This is a genomic window from Stutzerimonas stutzeri (assembly GCF_024448985.1).
In the GTDB taxonomy this organism is placed as follows: Bacteria; Pseudomonadota; Gammaproteobacteria; order Pseudomonadales; family Pseudomonadaceae; genus Stutzerimonas; species Stutzerimonas stutzeri_AP.
In genome coordinates, this window is record NZ_JAMOII010000007.1 from 106,164 (window position 1) to 132,659 (window position 26,496).

At 62.2% G+C, this 26,496-nt stretch carries 21 protein-coding genes; 8 read left to right on the forward strand and 13 right to left on the reverse strand.

The features are described 5' to 3' along the window. Positions 1-30: 30 nt before the first annotated feature. Both NA647_RS10780 and NA647_RS10785 read right to left on the reverse strand, forming a co-directional pair. Positions 31-1,194 carry an acyl-CoA dehydrogenase family protein gene (locus tag NA647_RS10780; RefSeq protein WP_256057679.1) on the reverse strand — a complete coding sequence of 388 codons (1,164 nt, stop codon included), beginning with the start codon at positions 1,192-1,194 and terminating at the stop codon, positions 31-33. A 233-nt stretch (positions 1,195-1,427) separates the two neighbouring features. Continuing rightward, complete coding sequence (locus tag NA647_RS10785) at positions 1,428-2,249, reverse strand: FAS1-like dehydratase domain-containing protein (protein ID WP_256057680.1); 822 nt, start codon at positions 2,247-2,249, stop codon at positions 1,428-1,430. Between the two features lie 122 nt (positions 2,250-2,371). Here NA647_RS10785 and NA647_RS10790 point away from each other — a divergent pair, with 122 nt between their 5' ends. Further along, a complete protein-coding gene (locus NA647_RS10790; protein WP_256057681.1) occupies positions 2,372-3,280 on the forward strand; it encodes a LysR substrate-binding domain-containing protein in 909 nt (302 codons plus the stop codon). A 254-nt stretch (positions 3,281-3,534) separates the two neighbouring features. Next, positions 3,535-4,845, forward strand: a complete 1,311-nt coding sequence (locus tag NA647_RS10795; protein WP_256057682.1) for an MFS transporter — start codon at positions 3,535-3,537, stop codon at positions 4,843-4,845. A gap of 163 nt (positions 4,846-5,008) precedes the next feature. Here NA647_RS10795 and arfB read toward each other — a convergent pair whose 3' ends face one another. Beyond that, the gene (gene arfB / locus NA647_RS10800; protein ID WP_256057683.1) at positions 5,009-5,422 is read right to left on the reverse strand and encodes an alternative ribosome rescue aminoacyl-tRNA hydrolase ArfB; all 414 of its coding nucleotides are present in this window, start codon (positions 5,420-5,422) and stop codon (positions 5,009-5,011) included. Positions 5,423-5,558: 136 nt separating this feature from the next. On the opposite strand from arfB, the gene NA647_RS10805 reads away from it, so the two are divergent. Next, positions 5,559-6,599 (forward strand): metal-dependent hydrolase, encoded by a 1,041-nt coding sequence (locus NA647_RS10805; protein WP_256057684.1) that lies wholly within the window; start codon positions 5,559-5,561, stop codon positions 6,597-6,599. Here NA647_RS10805 and NA647_RS10810 read toward each other — a convergent pair. From NA647_RS10810 to NA647_RS10840, 7 genes are all read right to left on the reverse strand, one after another. Then, a complete protein-coding gene (locus NA647_RS10810) occupies positions 6,586-7,911 on the reverse strand; it encodes an APC family permease (protein ID WP_256057685.1) in 1,326 nt (441 codons plus the stop codon). The genes NA647_RS10805 and NA647_RS10810 overlap by 14 nt on opposite strands. Positions 7,912-8,092: 181 nt before the next feature. After that, on the reverse strand, positions 8,093-10,042 hold the full coding sequence (locus NA647_RS10815; protein ID WP_256057686.1) for a HAMP domain-containing methyl-accepting chemotaxis protein: 1,950 nt from the start codon (positions 10,040-10,042) through the stop codon (positions 8,093-8,095). A 160-nt stretch (positions 10,043-10,202) separates the two neighbouring features. After that, positions 10,203-11,984, reverse strand: a complete 1,782-nt coding sequence (locus NA647_RS10820; RefSeq protein ID WP_272889647.1) for an ABC transporter ATP-binding protein — start codon at positions 11,982-11,984, stop codon at positions 10,203-10,205. Then, a complete protein-coding gene (locus NA647_RS10825) occupies positions 11,977-12,609 on the reverse strand; it encodes a DsbA family protein (RefSeq protein ID WP_256057688.1) in 633 nt (210 codons plus the stop codon). The genes NA647_RS10820 and NA647_RS10825 overlap by 8 nt, the downstream gene beginning before the upstream one ends. Positions 12,610-12,671: 62 nt before the next feature. Next, entirely contained in the window at positions 12,672-13,607 is a 936-nt protein-coding gene (locus NA647_RS10830; RefSeq protein ID WP_256057689.1) for a rhodanese-related sulfurtransferase, read from the reverse strand. 133 nt (positions 13,608-13,740) lie between these two features. Further along, positions 13,741-14,040 carry a BolA family protein gene (locus NA647_RS10835; protein ID WP_256057690.1) on the reverse strand — a complete coding sequence of 100 codons (300 nt, stop codon included), beginning with the start codon at positions 14,038-14,040 and terminating at the stop codon, positions 13,741-13,743. A 15-nt stretch (positions 14,041-14,055) separates the two neighbouring features. After that, positions 14,056-14,523, reverse strand: coding sequence for a DUF2059 domain-containing protein (locus NA647_RS10840; protein WP_256057735.1), 468 nt, complete (start codon positions 14,521-14,523; stop codon positions 14,056-14,058). 205 nt (positions 14,524-14,728) lie between these two features. Between NA647_RS10840 and NA647_RS10845 the strand changes: the two genes are divergently transcribed. Next, positions 14,729-16,120, forward strand: coding sequence for a class II fumarate hydratase (locus NA647_RS10845; protein ID WP_256057691.1), 1,392 nt, complete (start codon positions 14,729-14,731; stop codon positions 16,118-16,120). Positions 16,121-16,317: 197 nt separating this feature from the next. Here the strand turns inward: NA647_RS10845 and NA647_RS10850 are convergent, their stop codons facing one another. Together NA647_RS10850 and pap are read right to left on the reverse strand one after the other, a co-directional pair. Next, positions 16,318-17,502 carry a thiolase family protein gene (locus NA647_RS10850; RefSeq protein WP_256057692.1) on the reverse strand — a complete coding sequence of 395 codons (1,185 nt, stop codon included), beginning with the start codon at positions 17,500-17,502 and terminating at the stop codon, positions 16,318-16,320. A gap of 144 nt (positions 17,503-17,646) precedes the next feature. Next, positions 17,647-19,128 carry a polyphosphate:AMP phosphotransferase gene (gene pap / locus NA647_RS10855; RefSeq protein WP_256057693.1) on the reverse strand — a complete coding sequence of 494 codons (1,482 nt, stop codon included), beginning with the start codon at positions 19,126-19,128 and terminating at the stop codon, positions 17,647-17,649. 156 nt (positions 19,129-19,284) lie between these two features. Here pap and mnmC point away from each other — a divergent pair, with 156 nt between their 5' ends. Next, positions 19,285-21,258, forward strand: a complete 1,974-nt coding sequence (gene mnmC / locus NA647_RS10860) for a bifunctional tRNA (5-methylaminomethyl-2-thiouridine)(34)-methyltransferase MnmD/FAD-dependent 5-carboxymethylaminomethyl-2-thiouridine(34) oxidoreductase MnmC (RefSeq protein ID WP_256057694.1) — start codon at positions 19,285-19,287, stop codon at positions 21,256-21,258. A 9-nt stretch (positions 21,259-21,267) separates the two neighbouring features. On the opposite strand, the gene NA647_RS10865 is transcribed toward mnmC, so the two are convergent. Next, a complete protein-coding gene (locus NA647_RS10865; protein ID WP_336604953.1) occupies positions 21,268-21,507 on the reverse strand; it encodes a DUF1127 domain-containing protein in 240 nt (79 codons plus the stop codon). Positions 21,508-21,603: 96 nt separating this feature from the next. Here NA647_RS10865 and NA647_RS10870 point away from each other — a divergent pair, with 96 nt between their 5' ends. From NA647_RS10870 to ngg, 3 genes are all read left to right on the forward strand, one after another. Then, a complete protein-coding gene (locus NA647_RS10870) occupies positions 21,604-22,458 on the forward strand; it encodes a LysR substrate-binding domain-containing protein (RefSeq protein ID WP_256057696.1) in 855 nt (284 codons plus the stop codon). A gap of 426 nt (positions 22,459-22,884) precedes the next feature. Then, on the forward strand, positions 22,885-24,657 hold the full coding sequence (locus NA647_RS10875) for an N-acetylglutaminylglutamine amidotransferase (protein WP_256057697.1): 1,773 nt from the start codon (positions 22,885-22,887) through the stop codon (positions 24,655-24,657). A gap of 86 nt (positions 24,658-24,743) precedes the next feature. After that, complete coding sequence (gene ngg, locus NA647_RS10880) at positions 24,744-26,486, forward strand: N-acetylglutaminylglutamine synthetase (RefSeq protein WP_256057698.1); 1,743 nt, start codon at positions 24,744-24,746, stop codon at positions 26,484-26,486. Positions 26,487-26,496: the final 10 nt, after the last annotated feature.

Consider the following 26,496-nt stretch of genomic DNA (forward strand, 5'->3'; position numbering starts at 1 on the left):
ACAGTCCAGCGGTAGGGTGGGCTGGGAGCGTTAAAAAGAGCGCGGCAGCTCGAGCAAGTGCTCGGCCACGTACGACAGGATCAGGTTGGTGGAGATCGGCGCCACCTGATACAGCCGGGTCTCGCGGAACTTGCGCTCGACGTCGTATTCGTTGGCGAAGCCGAAACCGCCGTGGGTCTGCAGGCAGGCGTTGGCCGCTTCCCAGCTCGCCTTGGCCGCCAGGTACTTGGCCATGTTGGCCGCGGCACCCGCGTTGCGGCCGGCGTCGTATTCCTCGCAGGCGCGCCAGCGCATGAGATCCGCCGCTTCCAGCTCGATGTGTGACTCGGCGATGGGAAACTGCACACCCTGGTTCTGCCCGATGGGCCGACCGAACACCACGCGGTCGCGGGCGTACTGGGCGGATTTTTCGGTGAACCAGCGACCGTCGCCGATGCACTCGGCGGCGATCAGCGTGCGCTCGGCGTTGAGGCCGTCGAGGATGTAGCGGAAGCCCTTGCCCTCTTCGCCGATCAGGCTGCTGGCCGGGATTTCCAGGTTGTCGAAGAACAGCTCGTTGGTCTCGTGGTTGACCATGTTGGCAATCGGCTGCACGGTCAGGCCGTTGCCGATGGCTTCGCGCAGATCGACCAGGAAGATCGACATGCCGTCAGCCTTGCGCTGCACTTCGGCCAGCGGCGTGGTGCGCGCCAGCAGGATCATCAGGTCCGAATGCTGGATGCGCGAGATCCACACCTTCTGGCCATTGATGACGTACTTGTCGCCCTTTTTGACCGCGGTGGTCTTGATCTTGGTGGTGTCGGTACCGGTGGTCGGCTCGGTCACGCCCATGGACTGCAAACGCAGCTCGCCACTGGCCAGCTTCGGCAGGTAGTAGCGCTTCTGCTCCTCACTGCCGTTACGCAGCAAGGTGAACATGTTGTACATCTGGCCATGCACGGTGCCGGAGTTGCCGCCGCAACGGTTCACTTCTTCAAGGATGATCGAGGCTTCGGCCAGGCCCAGACCCGATCCGCCGTACTCTTCCGGGATCATCGCTGACAGCCAGCCGGCTTCGGTCAGCGCGGTGACGAAGGCTTCGGGGAAGCCTTTCTCTTCGTCGATCTTGCGCCAGTATTCGGCCGGGAACTCGGCGCAGAGGGCGCGCACGCCTTCGCGGATGGCGTTGTATTCGTCGTTCAGGTACGGGTTCATGTTTCTGGTTCCTCGAATCTTCATGTACGGGTGCGGTTTTCCCCTCACCCCTACCCTCTCCCCTGAGGGGAGAGGGGGTTGGTCTGTGCTTGCTCTTCGGTTACGCAGCCCGGCGACTCTCTTCAAGGGAGGGCTCGAACTGCGTAGTCAAAGGGCTCAGCGGCGGTAGCAGCCCATCGATCTGTTCCCTCTCCCCAGGAGAGCGCTAGGGTGAGGGGCCGACGCCACCCGCCTCACTCAAATTCCACTTCGGCTTTCTGCGCCAGTCCGTTGTGGTCCCCGGCCCAGAGTTCGGCCTTGCCCGGCGCGACGGTGCGACCGCCAACCTCGAATGGCTGCGGCGCGATCAGCGGGCGCAGGCCGCGATAGGCGAAGCGCCGGGGACGCATATCGGGATTCGCGCGGCAGAAGGCGCGCAAATTGAGGGTGGCGATCAGCGGGCCGTGCACCACCAGCCCCGAATAGCCTTCGGTTTCGGTGACGTAAGGCCAGTCGTAGTGGATGCGGTGGCCGTTGAAGGTGACGGCGGAATAACGGAACAGCAGCGTCGGGGTCGGCGTTACCGCTTCGCGCCAGTCGCCGGCGACCATCGGTTCGCCGCTGACGGTTTTCGGCGGGCTGGGCTCGCGATAAACGATGTCCTGTTCTTCGCGGATGGCCAGGCGGTCGTCCTGCAGGTAATCGTGCTGCACGGTGACGAACAGCAGCTCGCCGGTGCGGCCGTGCTTCTCCTCGATGTGCTTGATGGTCGAAACGCGAGTCGCCTCACCGCCGGCCCGCAAAGGCTCGAAGAATTCCACGCGGCCACCGGCCCACATGCGGTTGCGATTGTCAGCCGGCGGCAGGAAGCCTCCGCGCGCCGGATGGCCGTCTTCACCCAGCCCGCTTTCGGCGACCGCATCCTGAAAGAAGCACCACTGCCAGAGCGGCGGCAGCGGCTCGCCATGGGCCGGCGTCGGTTCGCCGAGCGTCGCCGCGATGCGCTTGAGCATATTGCGGCTGAGCTGGTCATGGGTTTCTTCGGTGCGGCCAATCCAGGCTGATAGGTCGGTCATCGCGAGCTTCCGGCTGTGTTGTTTTGCCGCAGCATGCTCCGAAGCCGGCGTTCCGAGAATTTGTATTTACCGACACCGGCGTTCGGCTATCCTGAACGCCGTTTCTCCCAGCGAGCGCCCTCATGCACTTCGATCTGGCCGATCTGCGCCTGTTCATTCATATCGCCGAATCCCCCAGCCTGACCCAGGGTGCACGCCGTGCGCATCTCTCGCCAGCGGCCGCCAGCGCACGGATCAAGGCCCTGGAAAGCCAGCTCGACAGCCGCCTGCTGTACCGTGACAGCCGCGGCGTGGAGCTGACACCGGCAGGCAACCGGTTGCTGCAACACGCGCGGCTGATCATGCGCCAGGTCGATTACCTGAAAAGTGAATTCACCGAATACGGCGCGGACAATGCCGGGCACATCCGCATCTTCGCCAACACCACGGCGGTAACCGAATTCCTGCCCGAGGTGCTGGCGGGCTTTCTGGCCCAGCGCCCCGGCGTCACCGTCGATCTGCAGGAACGCCTCAGTCGTGACATCGTCCGTGGCGTGCTCGATGGCAGCACGGACATGGGTATCATCGCCGGCCCGGTGCGTGCACAAGGCCTGCAGGTGCTGCACTTCAGCACCGACCGCCTACTGTTGGCAGTGCCAGTCGGCCATCCGCTGGCGACCGAAAAGCGCGTCAGCCTGCGCCAGACGCTGGCCTACCAGCACATCGGTCTGCACGAGGGCAGCACCCTGCTGACCTTTCTGCGCGATCAGGTGGAAAAGCTCGGCGCCAGCCTGTCGCTGCGCATCCAGGTGTCCAGCTTCGAGGCGGTGTGCCGGATGATCGAGGCCGACGTCGGCATCGGCATAATTCCCGAGTCCGCCGCGATCCGGCACAGTCGGACGATGCAGCTGGCGACTGTAGAGCTGGACGAGCCCTGGGCGGTGCGCGAACGCAGCATTCTGGTGCGCGATCTGGAGGCGTTGCCGGGTAGCGTTCGCGCCCTGATCGCAACACTCCTACCGGGACAAAACGGAAAGCTTGAGCCAAGCTGAACGCTTGTGTGGACGGAGCCGCTCAGCCGTGACGGCTTTTCTGGTCTGGTCGGCACGTTAAGGCAGCGAGCCGCGCTGATACGCTTCACTGAGATTGCCGGGCGTTTTGAATCCTCGGCGCAAACTGCTGCCCAAACCGCATACGCTGAACGCAACGGTGAGGCAGGTTGTCACCCGTTCTGGATGCTTTAACGGTTAGCCGCTTCTAGTCGATCGGCTCGTCACCCCAGATCATTTGCATAAGGTTGTTCGCCATGACGTCGTTATTAGCCCCCATCAGCTCACTGCTGGGTGGCGTCGCATTACTACTGCTCGGCCACGGCTTGCTGAATACGCTGCTAACGCTTCGCGGCATCGCCGAGGGCTATTCCACCGGAATGATCGGCCTGCTGATGTCGGGTTACTTCGCTGGCTTTCTCGTCGGCACCTGGCTCGCTCCGTCATTGATCCGGCGTGTCGGCCATATCCGCACCTTCGCTTTTTACGCCGCACTGGCAGCGATCGCCGTGTTGCTGCACGTGATGATCGTCAACCCCTGGGTGTGGCTGGTGTTGCGTGTGCTTTATGGCGTCGCGCTGGTCACGCTTTACATGGTCATCGAGAGCTGGCTCAACGCCCAGGTCAGCGGTGAAAAACGCGGCCAGGTATTCGCCCTATACATGGCTGTGAACCTCGGCTCGCTGGCGGCTGCTCAGCAATTGCTGAGCCTCGATAGCCCGATGAATTTCACCCTGTTCGCGCTGGCCGCCATTCTGATCTGCGCCGCACTGATGCCGATCACGCTGACCCGCCAGGCGCAGCCCGCACAGCCCGACATGCCGGCGACCGACTTGCTGCAACTGGCTCGAATCGCCCCGCTCCCCTTGATGGCTGCGGGGATTTCGGGCCTGACCCTTGGCGGCTTCTGGGGGCTGGCGCCTGTCTACGCCTCGCAGAGCGGCTTCGATGCGTCCGGCGTGGGTCTGCTGATGAGCATCACCATTCTCGGCGGCGCCGTTCTGCAGTGGCCCATCGGGCTGTTTTCCGACAAGCACGACCGTCGTCTGGTGATGCTCTGGGTCGTCGCAATCGCGGCGGTCCTTGGCGGCCTGATTACACCGCTGACATCCGGCCCGTTGTTGTTGGGCATGATGTTTCTCTGGGGCGGTCTGGCCTTCTCGATCTACTCCATCGCCGTCGCGCAGATGGTCGACCAGTTGCACCCGGACGAAATTCTGTCCGGCTCCAGCGGCCTGCTGTTGGCCAACGGCTTCGGCGCCGCCTTCGGTCCGGTAGTCGCAGGCGGCCTGATGAGTTTTCTCGGCCCCAAAGCTCTGCCGGTGTTCTTCGCCGTCACGCTGGCGTTTCTCGCCATCTATTCCTACTTCCGCTCTCGCCGGGTAATCGATCTGGTCACCGAGCCGCATGGCCACTTCACGCCGATGCTGCGTACCAGCCATACGGTGCTGGAGTTGATGCCCGATACGCCTGAAGGCGATAGTACGGAGACACCCGCCACCGAGCAGGAAGCCGACGACGGCGTGCCCAACGATACGATCGACGAGCAGCGCACGGGCACGCACTGACACGCTTGAGCGGCGTCTGATCGCCGCCTAGCAGGCCGTTGAAAAACGTAGGCGAGGCAGGCAAGACAAGGCGCAACGACCAACGGGAGTAACAGCCGTAGGCTGGCCCGAAGGGGGAGCGCAGCGAGCAGTTTTGCCAACGCAGGTAGTTTTCAACAGCCTGCTAGAAATCCACCTTGCCACGCCCAGCCTTGATCGCCGCGCGTTTGCTCTTGCCTTCGAGACGGCGCTTTTTCGATCCCAGTGTCGGTCGTGTCGGGCGCCGCGTCTTTTCGACTTTCGCCACGCTGCGAATCAGCTCGGCCAACCGCTCGAGCGCATCGGCGCGGTTCTGTTCCTGAGTGCGGTATTGCTGGGCCTTGATCACGATCACGCCGTCGCTGGTGATGCGGCTGTCACGCAGCGCCAGCAGGCGCTCCTTATAGAACGACGGCAAGGAAGACGCGTTGATGTCGAAGCGCAGATGCAGCGCGCTGGAAACCTTGTTGACGTTCTGGCCGCCAGCACCTTGAGCGCGAATAGCGGTCAGCTCGATCTCGCTGTCAGGTAGCTGCACGCTATTGGATATGTCGAGCATCGGCCCTTCATAAATCAAAAATGAACAAGCATTGTCCACGAGCCGGGCGACGTGGACACGTTTTTATATGATTTCGAGCCGCTACAGGCGAGTCGGTTCGGCTACTGTAGCCCGCTCGCAACAGATGGATTTCTGCATGGACTCGATTACCCAGGCCCTTCTCGGCGCTACCGTTCACGCATCCCTGCTCGGTCGCTGGCAAGGACGTAAAGCCCTGCTGTACGGCGCGGTACTCGGCACGCTACCCGACCTCGACGTGGTAATCGACTACGGTGACGCAGTCGCCGACATGACCTATCACCGCGGCTTCAGCCATTCGCTGTTCGTGCTCAGCCTGCTTGCCGTAGCGCTGGCCTGGCTGGCTCGACGAATACGGCCGAATCCGAATTACACCGGCATACGGCTGTTTTTTGCGATCTGGCTGGTGCTGATAACCCACGTCCTGCTGGATGCGTTCACCAGCTACGGCACTCAGCTGTTCTGGCCCCTAACTCCGCCACCGGCGGCCTGGTCCAGCGTCTTCATCATTGACCCTTTGTACAGCGTGCCTTTGCTGCTTGCTGTGCTTGCCGGAGCCATATTCGGCTTGCAGGGGCGCAACGTCCGCGGGCCGGCGCTCGCACTGATCGTGTCATCGCTGTATCTGGGGTTCACCCTGGCGGGCAAGCAGATGGCCGAGCGACAAGTCGAGGCTGCGATGGCCAGCAACGGCATCGAAAACGCACGGGTATTCACCACGCCCACGCCCTTCAACAGCCTCCTGTGGCGGGTCATTCTGGTGGACGGCGACGTCTACTACGAGACGCTGGTCAGTTGGTTCGACGAGACGCCGCCGCAACTGGTGCGCATCCAGCGCGGAGAACGCCTCGCCGCGCATCTCACGAACTCGCCGCAACACACCCGCTTGCAGTGGTTTACCGGAGGCGTGCTGCGTTATGACGAGATCGACGGCCAGATTCTGGTTACCGACCTGCGCCTTGGCATGACCGGTTTCCACCCCTTCCGTTTTGCCCTGGCCGAGCACAACGGCGATGACTGGCAGCTGATCACGCATGTCGAGCGGCTGCCCGCCGAGCGTGGTGACATGGATCGTCTGAAGCAGATCTGGCAGCGTATCTGGCAACAGGAGCCGGGACTGCCACTCGCCGAGTGGGCGGCTGATCTCAACGCGCGCTAGCCCGACGATTCTTGTGCCAACGGCCAAAACCGTAGAGCAAGGCGCCAAGCGCCATCAACAATCCTGCTCGCAGCCAGGTGCCCGCGTCCTGCTGCGAAAGCAGTACCAGACAGGAGCCGATCGCCAGTATCGGCAGGAGAGTCGGCGTACGGAAGTGCGGCGCGGCCACATGATCCTTGCGCAGCACCAGGACCGCCACGTTGGTGCTCATGAACACGAACAACAGCAACAGCACCACGGTTTCGGCCAGCGCCGACAGCGTACCGGTCACGGTGAGAATCATCGCCAGCAAGGTGGTGACGATGATCGCCAGCCAGGGCGTACGCCGCTCGGGCAGCACGCGAGTCAACACTGACGGCAACAGCCCCTCGTCGGCCATGCCGTAGGCCAGGCGGCTAGACATGATCATGGTCAGCAGTGCGCCATTGGCCACCGCCACCAGCGCCACGGCAGCGAACAGCCAATCCGGTATGGCATAGCCGGTCGCGCGTACGACTTCCAGCAAGGGCGCGGAAGATTCGGCCAGCGTCGCTGGGGAAAGGATGGCTGTTGCCGCGACGCCGACGCCCATATAGACCAGCCCGGCCACCAGCAGCGCACCGAACAAGGCGCGCGGGTAGTTGCGCCGGACATCCTTGACCTCCTCGGCGACGTTGGCCGAAACCTCGAAGCCGACGAAGGAATAGAAGGCAATCAGCGCCGCTCCCAGCACGGCGATGGCCGGCGACACGCCCGGCGTGAATTCCATCACTCGCGCCGGCTCGCCCTGCCCGCTCAGAAGAAAGCGCGCAGCCAGCACGATGATGAACAGCAGACCCGAGACTTCGACGACGGTCATCACCGCATTGGCGCCGAGGGATTCCTTGATGCCGCGCGCATTGAGCAATGCAACGACCGTCAGGAACACCAGAGCGGTGGGCACCGCCGGGGTGTCCAGAAAGGCGCCGAGATAATCGCCGGCAAACGCCAGCGACAGCCCGGCTGCGCTGGTCACGCCGGCCGCCAGCATGCAGAACCCCACGAGAAAAGAGATTAGCGGCTTGCCGAATGCACGCTCCGCGAACACGGCGGCGCCACCGGCTTTAGGATATTTGGTGACCAACTCGGCGTAGGACGCCGCGGTCAGCATCGCAAAGCCCAACGCAACCAGCAGCGGCACCCAGACCGCGCCGCCCGCCTCGCCGGCAATCTTGCCCACCAACGCATAGACACCGGCGCCCAGCACATCGCCAAGGATGAACAGGAACAGCGCCGGGCCGGTAATCGCCCGTTTCAACCGGGATTCGCCTGCAACGAATGCGGTGGTTTTCATCGGCGGATCGCTCCCGGAACGGGAATGACGATAACGAGCGACAGGGTGTTCAATCGAGCATCTCCACAGCGTGCGGCGACGGCCGCGTTTCTTTCTAGAGAGGTGGAGTCTCAATGGAGTTCAGCGCCATGACCGACAAAGCCCCAGCGGGCCAGGGCTTCGATGCAGCAAGCGGGCGGAATCAGGTGCGGAAACGCGCCACCAGCCCCTGCAATTCGACGCCCAGGCGCGCCAGTTCCGCACTCGATGCGGCGGTCTGCTCGCTACCGCTGGCGCTCTGCTCACCGATGTCGCGCACCCGCGTCACGCTCTCGGAAATGTTCTCCGCGACCGCGCTCTGCTCCTCGGCAGCGGCGGCGATCTGCTGGTTCATCTGCTCGATGGTCGACACCGACTCGGTGATGCGTTCGAGTGCGGTACCGGCTTCGCTGGCCAGATCGACCGTGCGCTGGGTTAGCTCACGGCTGGTCTGCATCTGCTCGACGGCGTTTTGCGCAACCCGCTGCAGATTGCCGATCAGGCCTTCGATTTCTTCGGTGGAATCGTGGGTGCGACGCGCCAGCGCGCGCACTTCATCGGCCACCACGGCAAAGCCGCGGCCCTGCTCACCCGCGCGAGCCGCTTCGATCGCGGCGTTGAGTGCGAGCAGGTTGGTTTGCTCGGCGACCGCACGGATCACTTCCAGCACACTTCCGATGCGTCCACTTTCGGTATTCAGCTCTTCGATGGCATGGGCTGACTGCTCCACTTCGCCGGACAGGCTGTCGATCTGGCCGATGGCTTCCTTGACAACCAGGTCGCCCTGACGGGCCTGCTGATCCGCCTGACGAGCGGCGTGAGATGCCTGCTCGGCGTTCTGCGCGACTTCCTGCACGGTTGCGGCCATCTCGTGCATCGCGGTCGCGACCTGATCGGTCTCCTCACGCTGCTTCTGAACACCAACGCTGGTTTGCGCGGTGACGGCCGACAGCTGCTCGGCGGCGGCAGCAATTTGCCCTACACCGCCACCGATGCGCCCGATCAGGGTACGCAGGCTTTCGGTCATGCCAAACATGGCCTGCTGCAACTGGCCAAGCTCATCACGACGAGTGACCTGCTGCGATTGGGTGAGGTCGCCGTCGGCCACCCGCTGCGCCAACTGCACGGTGTAGCGCAGTGGCACGACGACCATCCGGGAAATCGCCGTGGCCGCCACCAGACCGATGATGACAGCCAGGGTCGTGATGATCGCGAGCAGCCAGTAGGCGCTGCTGCGTTGGTTCTGCATCGCGTGGTTAGCCACTGCCAGAGCCTGGTCGGCGGTATCGAGTATCCGCTGTGCCTGACCGACCATGGCCTCTTCCAAGGCTACCCGCTCCAAGCGATAACGCTGGAACTCGCCGAAGGCTTGTTCGTAGATGGCAAGCGCGGCTAGCGCGCCATCCATGGTGGCTTTCTGTTCGTCGTTGATCCAAGTCTTCAGACTGGCGCCAATGGTAGTGACATCGCCATAGGCCTCGTTCCAGGCGTCCTTAGCTTCCTGGGAGCTGTCGCTGATGAACAGGTTCTCGAAGGTGCGCAGATCGAGGATGCGCTTGGTCAGGCCCGATGCCGCCTCGGCGACCGTCAACGGATCACTGCCCTTGAGGTGATCGCCCTCAAGTCGCAGGACGCGCACCGCGTCGTACATGTCCAGTTCGATGTATTCGAATTCTTCACGGCTGGTCTGCGCGGCATCGGCCATGCGCTTACGCAGTTCCACGCCTTTGCTAATCAGGACGCCATAGTCGGCAAACTGTCGGGCATAGATCGCCGCGTCACTTCGGATCTGCTCAAGAGCCGCCTGTTCCTCAGCGCTAGAGACTTTGGCGAGATCGTCCAGGTCCCTGTTGAGCTGGTCCAGAATATCGCGCAGCGCAGCGGCCGAAGCGTCGCTGCGGGTCAGGGCGTAATCGCGCTCCTGACCGCGCGCGTCGAGAATCGCGGCGTTGATGGCCGCCAGCTGATCCGTCTGAGACGAGCGGGTCAGGATCGAATCCACGGCAAAGAAGCCGGTCCCGGCGACTCCCAGGGTCAGCAACAGCACCATGGCGAAGCCGAGCAACAGCTTCTTGCCCACGGAGAGGTTGGCGAATATATCGACAGACTGCATCAGAAAATCCCTTGAAAGATTAGCGCACGTCATGGAGTCGGCCGGTGCTGGCCAAAGTTGAGCGCAAAAACAACGCGATTTAACCAAGGTGAAATGGCTATTTGCCAGCGAACATTCCAAAGAATCGAACAAAACGCACAGCGGCAACGGCAAGCGCGGCTCAATGCTGCTGCAAATGTCCGTAAAGCTTGGCGTAGAGCCCTCCGTCAGCAATCAGCTGCTGATGATCGCCCTGTTCGGCGATGCGTCCTTCATCGAATACCAGAACCCGATCGGCCTGCTTCACCGCCGACAGCCGGTGCGCAATGATCAGCGTGGTGCGCCCATGCAGAAAACGGTTCAGTCCTTCATGCAGCGCATATTCGGTAGCGGCGTCCAGGGCGGACGTCGCCTCGTCGAGAATCACCACCTTGGGTTCGGCCAACACCATTCGCGCCACCGCCAGCCGCTGCCGCTGGCCACCCGACAGGCGTACCCCGGACCGACCGACGACACTGTCGAGCCCCGCCGGTAACTGGCGAATGGTCTCGGCCAGCTGGGCAATTTCCAGTGCCTGCCAGCAGGCCCGATCATCGCGCTCACGGCCCATCAGCAGATTGGCGCGCACGGTGTCGTTGAAAAGCGCGGGATGCTGCAGCACTACGGCGACGTTATCTCGAACAGTGCCCAGACCAATGTCCTGCACATCGATCCCGGCGAAGCGAATCTGCCCCGCCTGTGGCTGATACAGGCCCAGCAGCAGCTGGACCAGCGTGCTTTTGCCACCACCGCTGGCGCCGACTATCGCTACCTTCTCGCCCGCCGCGATGGACAGATCCAGACCGTCCAGCACCGGCTCGTCCTGATAGGAGAAGCACAGCCCGCGGACTTCGATATCTACCGTCTCCCGCCCGGCGAACGGATCCTGCCCGCCGGCATATTGAGGCTCATCGGCACGCGCCAGCAGCTGGTTGATCCGGCTGAGCGCGCCGCCGGCGGCATAGAAGGCGTATTGCAAATTCAGCAATTGCTCCACCGGCCCGATCATGAACCACAGGTAGCTGAACACAGCGAGCATCTGCCCGATCGACAAGTCGGAGAACAGCACCGTAAGCATCGCCGCGGCGCGGAAGATATCGATGCCGAACTGGAATAACAGACCACTGGCACGGTTGGAAGCGTCGGTCCGCCACTGCGAGGCCACCGCGTAGTCACGTACCTCGCGAGCGCGCAGGCCCAGGCGGCCAAGGAAAAATCCCTGACGGTTGCCAGCGCGCACCTCCTGGATCGCATCCAGGGTTTCGGTCAGCGCCTGGGTAAACAGCGAAGTGCTGTCGTTCTCCAGTTTTTTCAGGTGTTTGACGCGCTTGCCCAGTTGCACTGTGGCGTAGATCACCAGCGGGTTGAACAACAGGATCAGCAGTGCCAGCTGCCAGTGCATCCAGATCAGAATCGCCGCCGTGCCAGCAATTGAAAGCAGTGCCACAAGGAAACGGCTGAGGGTCTCGCCGATGAATTTATCGATGGTTTCCAGATCGGTGACCAAGTGCGCCGCAACCGTACCGCCGCCGAGGCTTTCGTACTCGCTCAAAGCAATACGCTTGAGCCGCTCGATCAGACGAATGCGGATGCGATAGACCAGATCCTTGGAAAGTCGCGCAAACAGCCGCGCCTGCAACACGTTGAAGATCAATGCGAAGGCGCGCAGCAGCAGCGTTGCGCAGAGCATCAGGCCGATATAGCCAATCGCCGTCTCCCATCCTGCGGGCAGCATGCGATCCATGATCTGTAAAGCCGTGTCGCCATGCCCCAGCAGCACTTCATCGACCAGCAGGGGCAGCAGCAACGGGATCGGCACGCTGCACAGCGTCGCCAGCACGGCCACCAGATTGGCGAGGACCAGCGCCTTGCGATGACGCAGCGCGAGTCGCCGGATTTCCGCCCAGCTAAGCTGATCAGGCAAGGACATTGTGTTCCAGCCAGCGATTCAACAGAGGCGAAAGCGCGTCGAGGGGCTGATAGCCGTTGGTCAGCAGAGCGAGCTGGCCGTCGTGCTCGGCAAGCAAGGTGGGAAAGCCGGCAATGCCCAAATTGCGCGCCCAATCGAAGTCGGCGGCAGTGGCATCACGAACGGCCTGGGAATCGAAGCGATCTGCGAACTCACCGCGTGCAATGCCAGCCGCCTCGGCCAGCTCGACGAGCTCCGGTGGCAAAGTGACGTTTCGCCCCTCGACGTAAAACGCTCGCTGAATCAGCCCGAGGAGCGTCCAGGCAGCTTTCGCCTCGAAGCCACGCGCCGCAACCAGTGCGCGACAGGCCGGCTCGGTGTCGTAGACCAGCCCGTCAGGCAAACCCGCCTCGAAGTTGAACGGCTGGCCGCTTGCCTCGTGGACCGCGTGCCAGTAGGACGCCGTGCGCTCGCGAGCCGGCTGGTCCATCGCCGTGCGCTCCCGGCGCAGGCCGCCGACGATCAGCTCGGCGCCTACGCCGCGTGCCTGCGCCTGCTCAACGAGTGCCTGCACCACCGGCGCGAAACCCCAGCACCAGGAACACATCGGGTCCATTACGTAGATCAGTCGGGTGCTCATCTGGGCTCCGGTTCTCTCGGGGAGCGCGAACTGCGCACCATCATCTATCCAGGCCGATTCGGCTACACACCCTGTTTGCGGTAGTTGTGACCGATCGGGTGCGGCTGGTTGCGCTTGAGCGCCAATTCGATCTGCTTCTGCCGCTCACGGGCGCTGTGGCGAGTCTTCTCGCTCAGGGTATTCCAGCAATGCGGGCAACTGATACCTGGAGCGTAGTGCTCCGATTGGCGGTCCTCCAGCGAGATCGGCGTGCGACAGGCATGGCACTGGTCGAAATCACCTTCGCTGAGGTCGTGGCGCACGGTCACGCGATTGTCGAAGACGAAGCAGTCGCCGCGCCAGCGCGTCTCGTCCTGCGGCACTTCTTCGAGGTATTTGAGGATGCCGCCCTTGAGGTGATAAACCTCCTCGAAGCCCTCGCCCAGCATGTAGCTCGACGCCTTTTCGCAGCGGATGCCGCCAGTGCAGAACATCGCGACCTTCTTGTGCTTGGCCGGGTCGTAATGCGCCTTGATGTAGTCCGGGAATTCGCGGAAGGATTTGGTCTGCGGATCGATCGCACCCTCGAAGGTGCCGATGGCCACTTCGTAATCGTTGCGGGTGTCAATCAGCAGCACTTCGGGATCATCGATCAGCGCGTTCCAATTCTTCGGCTCGACATAGGTGCCAACACGCTGGTTAGGATCGACGCCTGGTACGCCGAGGGTGACGATCTCTTTCTTCAGCTTGACCTTGGTGCGGTAGAACGGCTGCTCCTCGCAATAAGATTCCTTGTGATCGATATCGGCCAGGCGAGCATCGGTGCCAAACCAGGCGAGTAGCGCGTCGATGCCTTCACGGCTGCCGGAAACCGTGCCGTTGATGCCTTCTTCGGCGAGCAGCAGCGTGCCCTTGATGCCGTTGGCGTTGAGTGTTTCAAGCAGGGGCTCACGCAACGCGACGTAGTCCGGCAACGAGACGAACTTGTACAGCGCCGCGACGACGATGTTCTGGGTCATGCGGTTACTTCCTCCAGTGGTCACCCTCGTAAGGGGCGGACCGGGAATACGAAAACGACAACGCCGGCGTGAGCCGGCGCGGCGCGCATTCTATCAATAAACGAGCAATGGGCTTCAAGCGGCAGGCAGATGGCTACTTATGGCCACCGGCACAAACAGGCGAGGCCGGCGCCGCGCCCTGCTCTGCCCATTCTTCGGGGGTATAGGTGTGCAACGCGAGGGCGTGTATCTGCTGCATCAGTTCGCCCATCGCAGCGTATGCCTTCTGATGGCGCTTGACCGCATTCAGCCCGGCGAACTGCTCGCTGACGATCACCGCCTTGTAGTGAGTTTCCTGCCCGCGGCTATGCATGTGGCTTTCATCCAGCACCTGCAGATGCACGGGCTGCAGGGCCGACTGCAATGCGTTTTCGATGGTAAATAATTTGGTCATGCTTGATGCACTCCCTCAAGGGCTCTTCTGGGTGTCGAGTTCGGCTGTCATTTCAGCCAGCAATTTATTCACCTGCGGCACGGCACTTTCCAGCTTGGTCTGAGTGACCTGAGCCGAGCGCGCATTAAGCTGCGGTAGCTGGGTGAGCATCTTCTTGCCCAATTCGGATTCGTAGAATTCGTTCAACCGTGTGAGTTCGGCTTCGCTGAAGGCCTCGGTGTACAACGCGACCAGTTCGGGCTTGACCTCCTTCCAGCCGATGGCCTTTTCAAGCGCAGCATCTGCCTTGGATTGGTAGCTTTCCAGCAGCGCCCGTTTGCTCTCGGGAGCCTGGGTCTGGGCGAAGCGCTCGGCGAACATCTGCTGCACCTGGGCGTAGACCGGCACCGCAATGCGATCAGCGTTGACCAGTTCGAGAAAACGCTCGGCCTTGGCCGCATGGCTGGCGCTGTCGGCGTTGGCCTGGCCGCTCAGCAGCGCCATCGATAGGGCGCTGCACAGGCCGAGGGCCCGAAGCCCAGAGGTACGAAAAAAGTGCATTGGATGTTCCTTGGCGAACGATAGATGAGCCTCAATGGACTCATTCTGCGCGCGGAGTTCCAATCGCTCAAGAAACAGCGAGCCAGCCGATTGAACCTGTGTCCTCGGCGGGCGACCTAACAGGAAGACCTCATCGATGGAGCACGGCATGACCCGCACCGAAACCGACAGCCTTGGCCCAGTGGAAGTCCCGGAACAGGCGTACTGGGGAGCGCAGACCCAGCGCTCGCTGAGCAACTTCGCCATCGGCGAACAACGCATGCCGCTTGCCGTGTGCCACGCGCTGGCACTGATCAAGAAGGCGGCGGCAAGGGTTAATGACCGTATCGGCGACCTGCCGCCTGACATCGCTCGACTGATCGAACAGGCCGCCGATGAAATTCTGCACGGCCAACATGACGATCAGTTTCCATTGGTGGTGTGGCAAACCGGCAGCGGCACCCAGAGCAACATGAACGTCAATGAAGTGATCGCCGGCCGCGCCAACGAGCTCGCCGGTGGTGCCCGTGGCGGCAAGAGCCCCGTCCACCCTAACGACCACGTAAACCGTGCGCAGAGTTCCAATGACTGCTTCCCGACGGCCATGCACATCGCCGTCGCCCGTGCCGTTTACAATGACCTGCTCCCCGCTATCGCCGAGCTTTCGGGGGGCATCGCCGAGCAGGCTGCCCGCCACGGCCAATTGGTCAAAACCGGGCGCACCCACATGATGGACGCGACACCCGTAACCTTCGGGCAGGAGCTTTCGGCCTTTGTCGCCCAGTTGGATCTCGCCGAGCAGGCGATTCGCCACACCCTTCCTGCGGTGCTCGAATTGGCTCAGGGGGGCACGGCGGTGGGCACCGGCCTGAACGCGCCACATGGTTTCGCCGAAGCGATCGCTGCCGAACTGGCTGCACTGTCCGGCCTGCCCTTCGTCTCGGCACCGAACAAGTTCGCCGCGCTGTCCGGCCATGAGCCGCTCGTCGCTCTTTCCGGTGGTTTGAAGACGCTGGCGACTGCCCTAATGAAGATCGCCAACGATCTACGGCTGCTCGGCTCTGGACCGCGAGGCGGTTTTGCCGAAGTGCGTTTGCCCGCCAACGAGCCAGGCAGTTCGATCATGCCTGGCAAGGTAAACCCAACGCAGTGCGAGGCGCTATCGATGCTGGCCTGTCAGGTGATGGGCAATGACGTGACGGTCGGCTTCGCCGCGAGCCAGGGACATCTGCAGCTGAACGTGTTCAAGCCGGTGATCGTCCACAATTTGCTCGAATCGATCCGGCTGCTGGCCGATGGTTGCCGCAACTTCAATACGCACTGTATCGTCGGCCTGGAGCCGGACGCCACCCGCATGGCCGAGCATCTGGAACGTGGATTGATGCTGGTGACCGCGCTGAACCCGCATATCGGTTACGACAAGGCCGCGGAGATCGCCAAGAAGGCCTATGCCGAAAACCGCACGTTGCGAGAAGCGGCGCTGGAGCTCGGTTATCTCACCGATGAGGAGTTCGATCAGTGGGTGCGGCCGGAAACCATGTTGGAATCCAGTCGCAGCTGAGCATTCTCAGGCAAGGGGCAGGCGGACTGTTGGTTTTGTCGGCACACCGCGTAGTGCCGGATCGCCAGCAAGCTGGCTCCTACAAAGCGACACCACTGCGTCTGGGAGCGCAGCCACTACGTCCGAAAACCGGTTGTGTCTAAACAGAGAACCCGCGCCATTGGGTACGGGTTCTTTGTTATCGGGTCAGCGCAAGCTCAGCGCACCGCCTCGAACAGCCCCGAGGCACCCATCCCGCCACCAACGCACATGGTCACTACCCCGTAACGCAGGTTGCGACGCTGCAGCTCGCGGATGAGATGGCCAGTGGTGCGCGAGCCAGTCATGCCGAACGGGTGGCCGATAGAGATCGAACCACCGTTGACGTTGAATTTCTCGTTATCGATTTCCAGCGTGTCGCGGCAGTACAGGCACTGCGAGGCGAAGGCTTCGTTGAGTTCCCACAGATCGATGTCGCTAACCTGCAGGCCCTTGGCCTTGAGCAGACGTGGCACCGAAAAGACCGGGCCGATGCCCATTTCTTCCGGCTCGCAGCCAGCCACGGTGAAGCCACGGAAGAAGGCGCGCGGTTTGAGACCCAGTTCGAGGGCCTTGTCCAGGCTCATCACCAGCGTCATCGAGGCGCCATCGGACAGTTGCGAGGCGTTGCCCGCGGTGACCGAACCGTCTTCAGCAAACACCGGCTTGAGGCCCGACAAGCTTTCCAGCGTGGTATCCGGACGGTTGCAGTCATCACGATCAACCACGCCATCGTGCTCGGTGCGCTCGCCAGTGGCCTTGTCCTCGGTGAAATAGCGCACGTTCATCGGTACGATTTCGTCTTGGAACAGCCCCTCTGCTTGAGCCCGCGCCGTGCGCTGCTGGCTCTGCAGGGAGTAGATGTCCTGTTGTTCGCGAGTTACGTTGTAACGACGTGCAACCAGTTCCGCGGTCTGGCCCATGCTGTGATAGAGGCCAGGCACCCGCTCTTGCAGAATCGAGTTATACAGGTTGTCGGTGTTTTTGCTCTTCGCCGTCATGGTGATGGACTCAACACCGCCGGCGACGATGATGTCGCTGCAACCGGAGGCAATCTGGTTGGCGGCGATGGCGATCGACTGCAGGCCGGACGAGCAGAAACGATTGAGCGTCATACCGGCGCACTGGATACCCAGGTTCGACAGCACCGCTACGTTACGGCCGATGTTGTAGCCCTGCGCTCCTTCATTGGAGCCAGCACCGACGATGCAGTCCTCGACCAACTTGGGGTCCAGACCGTTGCGCGACAGCAGCGCGTTGACGCAATGGGCCGCCATGTCATCGGGGCGGGTCATGTTGAACTTGCCGCGGAAGGACTTGGCCAGGCCGGTCCGTACGCTGTCGACGATCACTACTTCACGCATGGCATACCTCGAATTGTTATGCAGGCCGCGATAACGGCGCCCTGTCTGTTGACGATTGCCCGAGCATAGTTCCAGCTATTTGCCGAAGGCGACGACCATTCAGCAGGGATATGGTCGACCATCGTTTGCCCCGCTCGCCATTCCTCAGCTGATAGCGGCCTCCAGCGCGTCGTTGAGGGTACGCAGCACCTTGATTCGGGCGAAACGCTTGTCGTTGGCCTCCACCAGGGTCCAGGGCGCAATTTCGGTACTGGTGCGGTCGACCATGTCTGCCACCGCATGGCCGTAATCGTCCCACTTGTCGCGGTTGCGCCAGTCCTCTTCGGTGATCTTGAACTGCTTGTGCGGGGTGTCCTCACGCTCTTTGAACCGCGCCAGCTGCGTTTCCTTGTCGATCGATAGCCAGAATTTGACTACCACCACACCAGCATCCACCAGTTGCTCCTCGAAATCGTTGATCTCGGTGTAGGCGCGCAACCATTCATCCGGCGTGCAGAAGCCTTCGACCCGTTCGACCAGCACCCGGCCGTACCAGGACCGGTCAAAGATGGTGAATTCGCCGCGCGCCGGCACGTTGCGCCAGAACCGCCACAGCCAGGGTTGGGCCAGTTCGTCCTGGCTGGGTGCGGCAATCTGTACCGTGCGATACAGCCGCGGATCCAGCGCACCCGTTACACGGCGGATGGCGCTGCCCTTGCCCGCAGCATCGTGGCCCTCGAACAACGCCAGCACCCCACGCTTGCGCAGACGGCGGTCGCGTAGCAGCTGGGACAGACGTGCCTGCTCCTGTACCAGCTGATGCTTGTATTGATCCTTGTCGAGCTTCTGATCGAGGTCGAGACTGCCGAGAAGGCTCAGGCGATCAGTGTTTAGCTCGACCGGCGCCGTATGCGGCTGTACAGGTTTCTGTTGGGCAGCGTCCAGCGCTGCAGTGAGCCCTTCGAGCAACAGACGCCCGGCTGTCAGGCTGCGATAACGCTCGTCGCTGCCCTCGATGACGTACCAGGGCGCGAAATCCCGGCTGCTGCGGCGCAGGATCAACTCGCCATGCTTCACGAACCGGTCATAGGTTTTCGACTGCTGCCAATCCAGTGGGCTGATCCGCCAGCTGTGCAACGGATCATCCTTGAGCGAGTCCAGGCGCTTCATCATCTGTTTCTTAGACAGATGAAACCAGAACTTGAAGATCAGCATGCCTTCCTTACAGAGCATGCGTTCCAAACGCTGAGCGCGGTCAATGGCCAGTTCCAGTTCAGACTTCTTTATGCGCCCGTGGACGCGGTCCTCGAGCATCTTGCTGTACCAGTTGCCGAAGAATATCCCGGTCTGACCTTTTGGCGGCAGGCGTCGCCAATAGCGCCAGGCCGGCGGGTGCGAGAGCTCCTCGTCAGTAGGCACGTCGAAGCTGTCGACCCGAATCAGCCGAGGGTCCATCCATTCACTGAGCAGCTTGATCGTCTCGCCCTTGCCGGCGCCCTCGATGCCATTGATCAGGATCAGCAGCGGAAACCGCGCCTGCTCGCGCAACCGGTACTGCGCGTCCAGCAAGGCCTGGCGCAAGGCGGGCACCTCGGCGTCATAGGTTGCCTTATCGATGGTGTGGCCGATTTCTGCGGATTCGAACATCGTGTTCTCCTGAACAGGTGACATCGCGACAATTCCGGCGGGCGGTGGACCGCGTCGGATGCCGCACAACGAAAGCCATATCGATGCGACAAACCGCGCCCGCGGCAGGTTTCGCAGCGCTGGTAGAATCGCCCCCTTTCGCTCCAGGAATCGCTCATGTCCTCTCAGGTCACCACCGGTTTCCAGCATGCCGAACTCGACTGGGACGAGAATGGCCAGCCGCAATCCCGGCAGTATGGTGATGTGTATTTTTCGCGCGCTTCGGGGATGGCGGAAACCGCTCACGTCTTCCTGCGGCCCAACGCACTCGCCGAGCGGTTTGCCGCGCTAGATGAAGCAGAGCGATTCGTCATCGGCGAAACGGGGTTCGGGACCGGGCTGAATTTTCTGTGCGCCTGGGCATTGTTCGAGCGCACCGCGCCGTCGACAGCACAGCTGCATTTCGTCAGCGTCGAAAAGCATCCGCTCACCCATGACGATATGCAGCGTGCACTGTCTCTCTGGCCCGAGCTGAAGCCTCAGGCCCGACAGCTGCTGGATCAGTACGTGGCGATCAACCCAGGCTTTCAGCAATTTCGTTTTGGGCGCGTGGTGCTAACCTTGTTGGTCGGCGATGCGCTCGATTGCCTGAGCGGCCTGGATGCGCAGATCGATGCCTGGTTCCTCGATGGTTTCGCCCCGGCCAAGAATCCCGAGATGTGGCAACCCGAGCTGTTCGCTCAATTGGCGCGCTTGTCGGCACCTAGCACGACCCTGGCAACCTTCACCAGCTCAGGTGCCGTGCGGCGCGGATTGCAGGACTCAGGATTCAAAGTCGAGCGGATTCCCGGCTTCGGCAAAAAATGGGAAAGCTTGCATGGCCGTTTCCTCGGCACGCCGCAGCCGGCCGGGACGCCCTGGTACGCCCGTCCTGCGTTCAAACCGGCGCAGCGCAAGGCATTGGTGATCGGCGCGGGGCTGGCCGGTTGCGCGACTGCGGCGAGCCTCGCCGCCCGTGGTTGGCAGGTGACGTTGTTGGAGCGTCACGGGGATATCGCTCAGGAAGCGTCCGGCAACCCCCAGGGCGTGCTCTACCTGAAGTTGTCTGCCCACGGCACCGCGCTCTCGCAACTGGTTGTGAGCGGTTTCGGCTATACCCGCCGCCTGTTGGGTAGCCTGCAGAAAGAGCGTGACTGGGACGATTGCGGCGTGTTGCAGCTCGGCTTCGATGACAAGGAACGCGCGCGCCAAGCCACACTCCGCGATGCCTTTGCGCCCAGCCTGTTGCGCGGCGTGGAGCGCACCGAGGCCGAGCAGCTGGCCGGTGTGGCGCTGGACAATGGCGGCCTGTTCTACCCCGATGCTGGCTGGGCGCACCCGCCCGCGCTGTGCCGGTCGCTGCTCGACCATCCCGCTATCGAGTTGATCCGGCACCGACAAGCTGTCGACCTGCGCCGCGTTGAGGGGCGCTGGCAGGCATGGAATGGCGATGAGATGTTGGCCGAAGCGCCCGTGGCGATTCTGGCAGGTGCGGGCGACGCCAAACGCTTCAGCCAGAGCGCCTGGCTGCCGCTTAAGCGCATTCGCGGCCAGATCACCGGGCTGCCAGCGACCGAACAAAGCGCGGCTTTACGTACCGTGGTTTGCGCCCAGGGTTATGTCGCCCCGCCACGCGACGGCCAGCACACGCTGGGTGCCAGTTTCAATTTCGCCGAAGACGACCCGGCCCCAAGCGAAGCGGAACATCGCGCCAATCTGGACATGCTCAAGGACATCTCCGCCGACCTGTATCAGCGTCTGGAAGCCGATACCCGCGCAATCGAAGACTTGCACGGGCGTGTCGCGTTTCGCTGCACCAGCCCGGACTATCTGCCAATCATCGGTCCGCTGGCCGATCCCGAACGATTCGCCGAAGCCTATGCCGTGCTGGGTAAGGATGCCCGTCAGGTGCCTGACACAGCGTGCCCCTGGCTGGACGGTTTATACGTCAATACCGCCCACGGCTCGCGCGGTTTGATCACCACGCCGCTGTCTGGTGAACTGCTGGCCGCCTGGCTCGATGGCGAGCCGCTACCGCTGCCGCGCGCCATCGCCGAGGCCTGCCATCCGAATCGATTCTTGCTACGCAAGCTCATTCGGCGAACGGACTGAAGCGTCGAATCAATCGCGACGAAGGGGATCGTCCCAAAACGGTCGGTTCGCTTCGGTTTCGACATCGGCACGGCTCAGTCCGAGATCCTTGAGCATCTCGTCGCTCAGTGCGGCGAGCTGTCGACGCTGCCGGTACAACGCGTGCCAGCGACCGAGCCGCTGCCAATAAGTGAGCAGCAATGAGGCAAGCGACGCACTACGGCTGCGGGGCGAATATGAAGCCTTCAAAAACTCAGCATGGCTTTTCATCTGATGCACCTTCAATGGGGATGGCGTCAGTTTCCGGCCAGGATTATGATCAATCCAACGAATGTTTCTGATGACATTCATCTTGGAGATTGATGAATGGCCCACTATCCAAGTATCGATGCCGAACTGCTGCGCAGCTTCGTTGCCATCGCCGATCACGGCGGTTTCACCCGAGCGGCCGAAGCCGTCAACCGCACGCAGTCTGCCATCAGCATGCAGATGAAGCGTTTGGAAGAAGATGTGCTGCAGCGGGCCGTGTTCGAGCGCGACGGACGTCAGGTTCGGCTTACGGCGGAGGGGCAGATTCTGCTCGGTTATGCGCGGCGGATTCTCAAGCTGCACGGTGAAGTGCTGACTACATTGCGCGAGCCACACATGGTTGGATCGGTGCGCATCGGCACGCCGGATGATTATGTGATGCGGTTTTTGCCCGGCATCCTTTCGCGCTTCGCCCAAGCCTATCCGCTGGTGCAGGTGGAGGTGCACTGCGAGCCGTCCTATCAGTTGCTCCAACGCCGCGATCTGGACCTGACCATCGTCACCCGCGAGCCGGGCACGGAAATCGGCCAGTTGCTGCGTCGTGAGCGCTTCGTCTGGGCCGAAGCGCCGGGTTTCAATATTCACGAGCAACGGCCGATGCCGCTGGCGATGTTCAACACCAACTGTTTCTGCCGAGCCTGGGCATGCAACGCCCTGGACGGCCTGGATATTCCTTATCGAGTCGCCTATACCAGCCCGAGCCTGTCGGCGCTGATGGCGGTGGTCAACGCCGGGCTGGCAGTGACCGCGCAGCTGCAAAGCCTGGTGTCGTCGGATATGCGCCAGCTGGGCGAGGCCGAGGGGATGCCGGAATTGCCGCTGAGCAGCATCGTGCTGCTACGCAGCGAGCATAGCCAGTCGCAGGTGAGCGAAACCCTGGCCGAGCATATCGTCGAAGGGTTTCGTATCTAGGCCTTGGTGCGGTGAGCTGAAACCCACTCTACCGAGCTGAGTTACCTCCGTAGGGTGTGCTTTAGCTCACCAGATTCACAGATGGCAGCTACGCCGCGGTCAAGCCTCTTCGTCAACCAGCACCGAGGGATGGCAAGGCGGCGTTCCACTTCAGCCGACCGTAGCAAAGCACCGGCCTCGTCGATGGTGGGCTGAAGCCCACCCTACCGGAGCGTCGTCCGGCCTGCTCTTTCGCACGCCAGGTTTGACCTGAGCGCGCTGGTCTGTTTTGGTGTAAAGCCCGACTGACGCCGCAGGACGCGATCCGCGCGGTGCGGATTGCATCGACAAGCAGCACGCCAGAGCGGCGCACGCTGGTCCGAAAACCTGAACTTCGCAATCCGCGCGTCAGTCACACTCCCCAACGGCAAAACCGGTAAGGATCTTATGTGTGGCATAGCTGGAGAACTTCGTTTCGATAATCGACCCGCTGACCTGGCGGCGATTGAACGCATCACTCAACACCTCACCGCCCGCGGTCCCGATGCGAGCGGTTTTCATAGTGCCGGCCCGATGGCGATGGGGCATAGACGGCTGAAAATCATGGATCTCTGCGAGGCCTCAGGCCAGCCGATGATCGATTCCGCGCTGGGCCTTTCGATGGTCTTCAACGGCGCCGTCTACAACTACCCCGAATTGCGCGCCGAGCTCGAAGCGCTGGGCTACAGCTTCTTCTCCGGCGGCGATACCGAGGTCCTGCTCAAGGGCTTCCATGCCTGGGGCGAAGCCTTGCTGCCACGCCTCAACGGCATGTTCGCCTTCGCCATCTGGCAACGCGATAGGCAGGAGCTGTTCATCGCCCGCGATCGTCTGGGCATCAAGCCACTGTATCTGTCTAAGACTGGCGATCGTCTTCGCTTCGCCTCTGCCCTCCCGGCCTTACTCAAGGGCGGCGACATTGCCGGCGTGCTAAACCCAGTGGCGCTCAATCACTACATGAGTTTTCACGCGGTGGTGCCGGCACCGGACACGCTGATCGCCGGTATCGAAAAGCTGCCGCCAGGCACTTTCATGCGCGTCGATGCCAACGGCAAAAGCAGCCAGCATCGCTGGTGGCAGTTGGAGTTCGGCGCTCGTGCGGACGAGCAAAATTACACATTCGAGGACTGGCAGGACCGTACGCTAGCGGCACTGCGTGAATCGGTGGCGCTGCGCCAGCGGGCGGCGGTGGACGTGGGTGTGCTGCTGTCCGGAGGTGTCGATTCCAGCCTGCTGGTCGGGCTGTTGCGTGAAGCCGGTGCGGCGGACAATCTGCTGACCTTCTCCATCGGATTCGAAGATGCCGGCGGAGAACGTGGCGACGAGTTCAAGTATTCCGACCTGATCGCCGAGCATTACCAGACCCGCCATCATCAGCTGCGCATCCAGGAAAAGGAAATCCTCGAACAACTGCCCGCCGCCTTCCAGGCCATGAGCGAGCCGATGGTCAGTCACGACTGCATCGCTTTCTACCTGCTGTCGCGCGAAGTGTCCAAACACTGCAAGGTGGTGCAGAGCGGCCAGGGCGCCGACGAACTGTTCGCCGGGTATCATTGGTATCCGCAGGTCGATGGCGCCGCGGACCCCGTCGCGGCCTACCTCGCCGCCTTCCGAGACCGCAGCTACGAGGAATATGCCGACACGGTGCAGGCGCAATGGGCCAAAGGTGATTTCTCTGGCGACTTCGTACGCCAGCACTTCGCCCAGCCCGGCGCCGACGCGGCGGTGGACAAAGCGCTGCGCATCGATAGCACCGTGATGCTGGTCGACGATCCGGTCAAACGCGTCGACAACATGACCATGGCTTGGGGCCTGGAGGCGCGGGTGCCCTTCCTCGACCACAACGTAGCGGAGCTGTCGGCACGTATTCCGGCGAAATACAAATTGCCCGAAGGCGGCAAGTACGTCCTCAAGGAAGCCGCACGCAAGGTCATCCCCGCAGCAGTGATCGATCGACCAAAGGGCTATTTTCCGGTGCCCGGACTCAAGCATCTGCAGGGCGATACCCTGAACTGGGTTGGCGAACTGCTGACAGACCCGAGCCAGGATCGCGGCCTGTACAACCCGGCAATGATAGAGAAGCTGCTCAACGATCCGGAGGGGCAGCTGACACCGCTACGCGGTTCGAAACTGTGGCAGTTGGCGGCAGTCAACCTATGGTTGACCGAGCAAGGCCTATAGCACTCGATCGTGACGACGCCCGATCCACAGGCGGACCCAGTTCCGCCCAGTGTTCCGAAGCGTCATGACAAGCAAGGAAAAACACCATGCAGAAGTCTCAAGCTTACGGACAGCGATTGTTGCGCGGCCAGACACCCACCTACGAGCGGCTGCAGGCCCGTTTTGCCGAAGATGGCCAGGGCGAACCCCAGGGGCCGGTCACGCTGCATTGTGGCTGGGGCCGCATTCTGGTCGGCCACACCTATTCCGATCCGGCTGACTTGGCCGCAGCCCTGCTGGATGAGCAAGCCGGTGAACGCGATATCGCGCTCTATGTCGCCGCGCCCCATCAGGTGCTCGCCTATGCACCGCAGCAACTGTTTCTTGATCCGTCCGATACCTTGCGCATCTGGTTCACTGACTACCGCCCTGCCCACCGCAGCTTTCGCGGTTTCGGCATCCGCCGTGCGCAGAGCGAGGCGGACTGGAAGGCAATCAACTGTCTGTATCAGTCGCGCGGCATGCTGCCGGTCAACCCCGAGCTGTGCACGCCACGCGAGCAAGGTGGGCCGGTCTACTGGCTGGCCGAGGATGACGACTCCGGGCAGATCGTCGGCAGCGTCATGGGCATCAATCATCACACTGCATTCAACGATCCGGAGAACGGGTCAAGTCTCTGGTGTCTGGCGGTGGCACCGAGTTGCACACGTCCCGGTGTCGGCGAGGCGCTGGTTCGCCATCTGATCGAGCAGTACATGGGTCGCGGTCTGGCCTATCTCGATCTATCCGTGCTGCACGATAACAAGCAGGCCAAGGCGCTCTACGCCAAACTTGGGTTCCGCGATCTGCAGACCTTCACCGTCAAGCGCAAGAACACCATTAACCAGTCCCTGTTTCTCGGCCCGGGCCCGGAAGCCGAACTGAATCCCTACGCCCGCATCATCGTCGACGAGGCCCGGCGACGCGGCATCGAGATCAACATCGATGACGCCGAAGCCGGTCTCTTCACCCTGACCCAGGGCGGCCGGAAAGTACGCTGCCGCGAGTCGCTGTCCGACCTGACCTCGGCCGTGAGCATGACGCTGTGCCAAGACAAATGCCTGACCCATCGCACCCTGGCCCGAGCGGGCTTGAAACTTCCTGCGCAACAACTGGCGAACGATAAGGACAGCAATGCGGCGTTTCTCGCGGAACATGGCAGCGTGGTGGTCAAGCCGGTCGATGGCGAACAGGGCCACGGCGTATCGGTGGACCTGCGCCGCATCGAAGACGTCGAGGAAGCCATCGCCCGGGCACGTCAGTTCGATCAGCGGGTACTGCTCGAGAGCTACCACCCGGGATCCGATCTGCGCATCGTGGTGATCGGCTATGAAGTGGTCGCAGCCGCCATCCGCCGTCCTGCCGAGGTCGTCGGCGACGGTAGTCATAGCATTCGCGAGTTGATCGAAGCCCAGAGCCGCCGACGTCAGGCCGCCACCGGCGGCGAAAGCCGTATCCCGATAGATGAAGAAACCCAGCGTTGCATCGAAGATGCCGGTTACGACTACGACAGCGTGCTGCCGCGAGGCCAGCATCTGGCAGTCCGTCGCACCGCAAATCTGCACACCGGCGGTACGCTCGAGGATGTCACCGATCAGCTGCATCCCGAGCTGATCGATGCCGCCGTTCGCGCGGCGCGCGCGCTGGATATCCCAGTGGTCGGACTGGATCTGTTGGTTCCGGCGGCAGACCAGCCGGAGTATGTCTTCATCGAGGCGAACGAGCGTGTTGGGCTGGCCAACCATCATCCGCAGCCGACTGCGGAGCGGTTCATCGATCTGCTGTTTCCACTCAGCCATAACACTCACTGACGGCAATTCC

What these genes read in the sequence shown, in the direction of transcription:
- NA647_RS10780 (WP_256057679.1), bottom strand. Translation starts at nt 1,194, where the DNA reads ATGAACCCGTACCTGAACGACGAATACAACGCCATCCGCGAAGGCGTG.
- NA647_RS10785 (WP_256057680.1), bottom strand. Translation starts at nt 2,249, where the DNA reads ATGACCGACCTATCAGCCTGGATTGGCCGCACCGAAGAAACCCATGAC.
- NA647_RS10790 (WP_256057681.1), top strand. Translation starts at nt 2,372, where the DNA reads ATGCACTTCGATCTGGCCGATCTGCGCCTGTTCATTCATATCGCCGAA.
- NA647_RS10795 (WP_256057682.1), top strand. Translation starts at nt 3,535, where the DNA reads ATGACGTCGTTATTAGCCCCCATCAGCTCACTGCTGGGTGGCGTCGCA.
- arfB (WP_256057683.1), bottom strand. Translation starts at nt 5,422, where the DNA reads ATGCTCGACATATCCAATAGCGTGCAGCTACCTGACAGCGAGATCGAG.
- NA647_RS10805 (WP_256057684.1), top strand. Translation starts at nt 5,559, where the DNA reads ATGGACTCGATTACCCAGGCCCTTCTCGGCGCTACCGTTCACGCATCC.
- NA647_RS10810 (WP_256057685.1), bottom strand. Translation starts at nt 7,911, where the DNA reads ATGAAAACCACCGCATTCGTTGCAGGCGAATCCCGGTTGAAACGGGCG.
- NA647_RS10815 (WP_256057686.1), bottom strand. Translation starts at nt 10,042, where the DNA reads ATGCAGTCTGTCGATATATTCGCCAACCTCTCCGTGGGCAAGAAGCTG.
- NA647_RS10825 (WP_256057688.1), bottom strand. Translation starts at nt 12,609, where the DNA reads ATGAGCACCCGACTGATCTACGTAATGGACCCGATGTGTTCCTGGTGC.
- NA647_RS10830 (WP_256057689.1), bottom strand. Translation starts at nt 13,607, where the DNA reads ATGACCCAGAACATCGTCGTCGCGGCGCTGTACAAGTTCGTCTCGTTG.
- NA647_RS10835 (WP_256057690.1), bottom strand. Translation starts at nt 14,040, where the DNA reads ATGACCAAATTATTTACCATCGAAAACGCATTGCAGTCGGCCCTGCAG.
- NA647_RS10840 (WP_256057735.1), bottom strand. Translation starts at nt 14,523, where the DNA reads ATGGCGCTGCTGAGCGGCCAGGCCAACGCCGACAGCGCCAGCCATGCG.
- NA647_RS10845 (WP_256057691.1), top strand. Translation starts at nt 14,729, where the DNA reads ATGACCCGCACCGAAACCGACAGCCTTGGCCCAGTGGAAGTCCCGGAA.
- NA647_RS10850 (WP_256057692.1), bottom strand. Translation starts at nt 17,502, where the DNA reads ATGCGTGAAGTAGTGATCGTCGACAGCGTACGGACCGGCCTGGCCAAG.
- pap (WP_256057693.1), bottom strand. Translation starts at nt 19,128, where the DNA reads ATGTTCGAATCCGCAGAAATCGGCCACACCATCGATAAGGCAACCTAT.
- mnmC (WP_256057694.1), top strand. Translation starts at nt 19,285, where the DNA reads ATGTCCTCTCAGGTCACCACCGGTTTCCAGCATGCCGAACTCGACTGG.
- NA647_RS10865 (WP_336604953.1), bottom strand. Translation starts at nt 21,507, where the DNA reads ATGAAAAGCCATGCTGAGTTTTTGAAGGCTTCATATTCGCCCCGCAGC.
- NA647_RS10870 (WP_256057696.1), top strand. Translation starts at nt 21,604, where the DNA reads ATGGCCCACTATCCAAGTATCGATGCCGAACTGCTGCGCAGCTTCGTT.
- NA647_RS10875 (WP_256057697.1), top strand. Translation starts at nt 22,885, where the DNA reads ATGTGTGGCATAGCTGGAGAACTTCGTTTCGATAATCGACCCGCTGAC.
- ngg (WP_256057698.1), top strand. Translation starts at nt 24,744, where the DNA reads ATGCAGAAGTCTCAAGCTTACGGACAGCGATTGTTGCGCGGCCAGACA.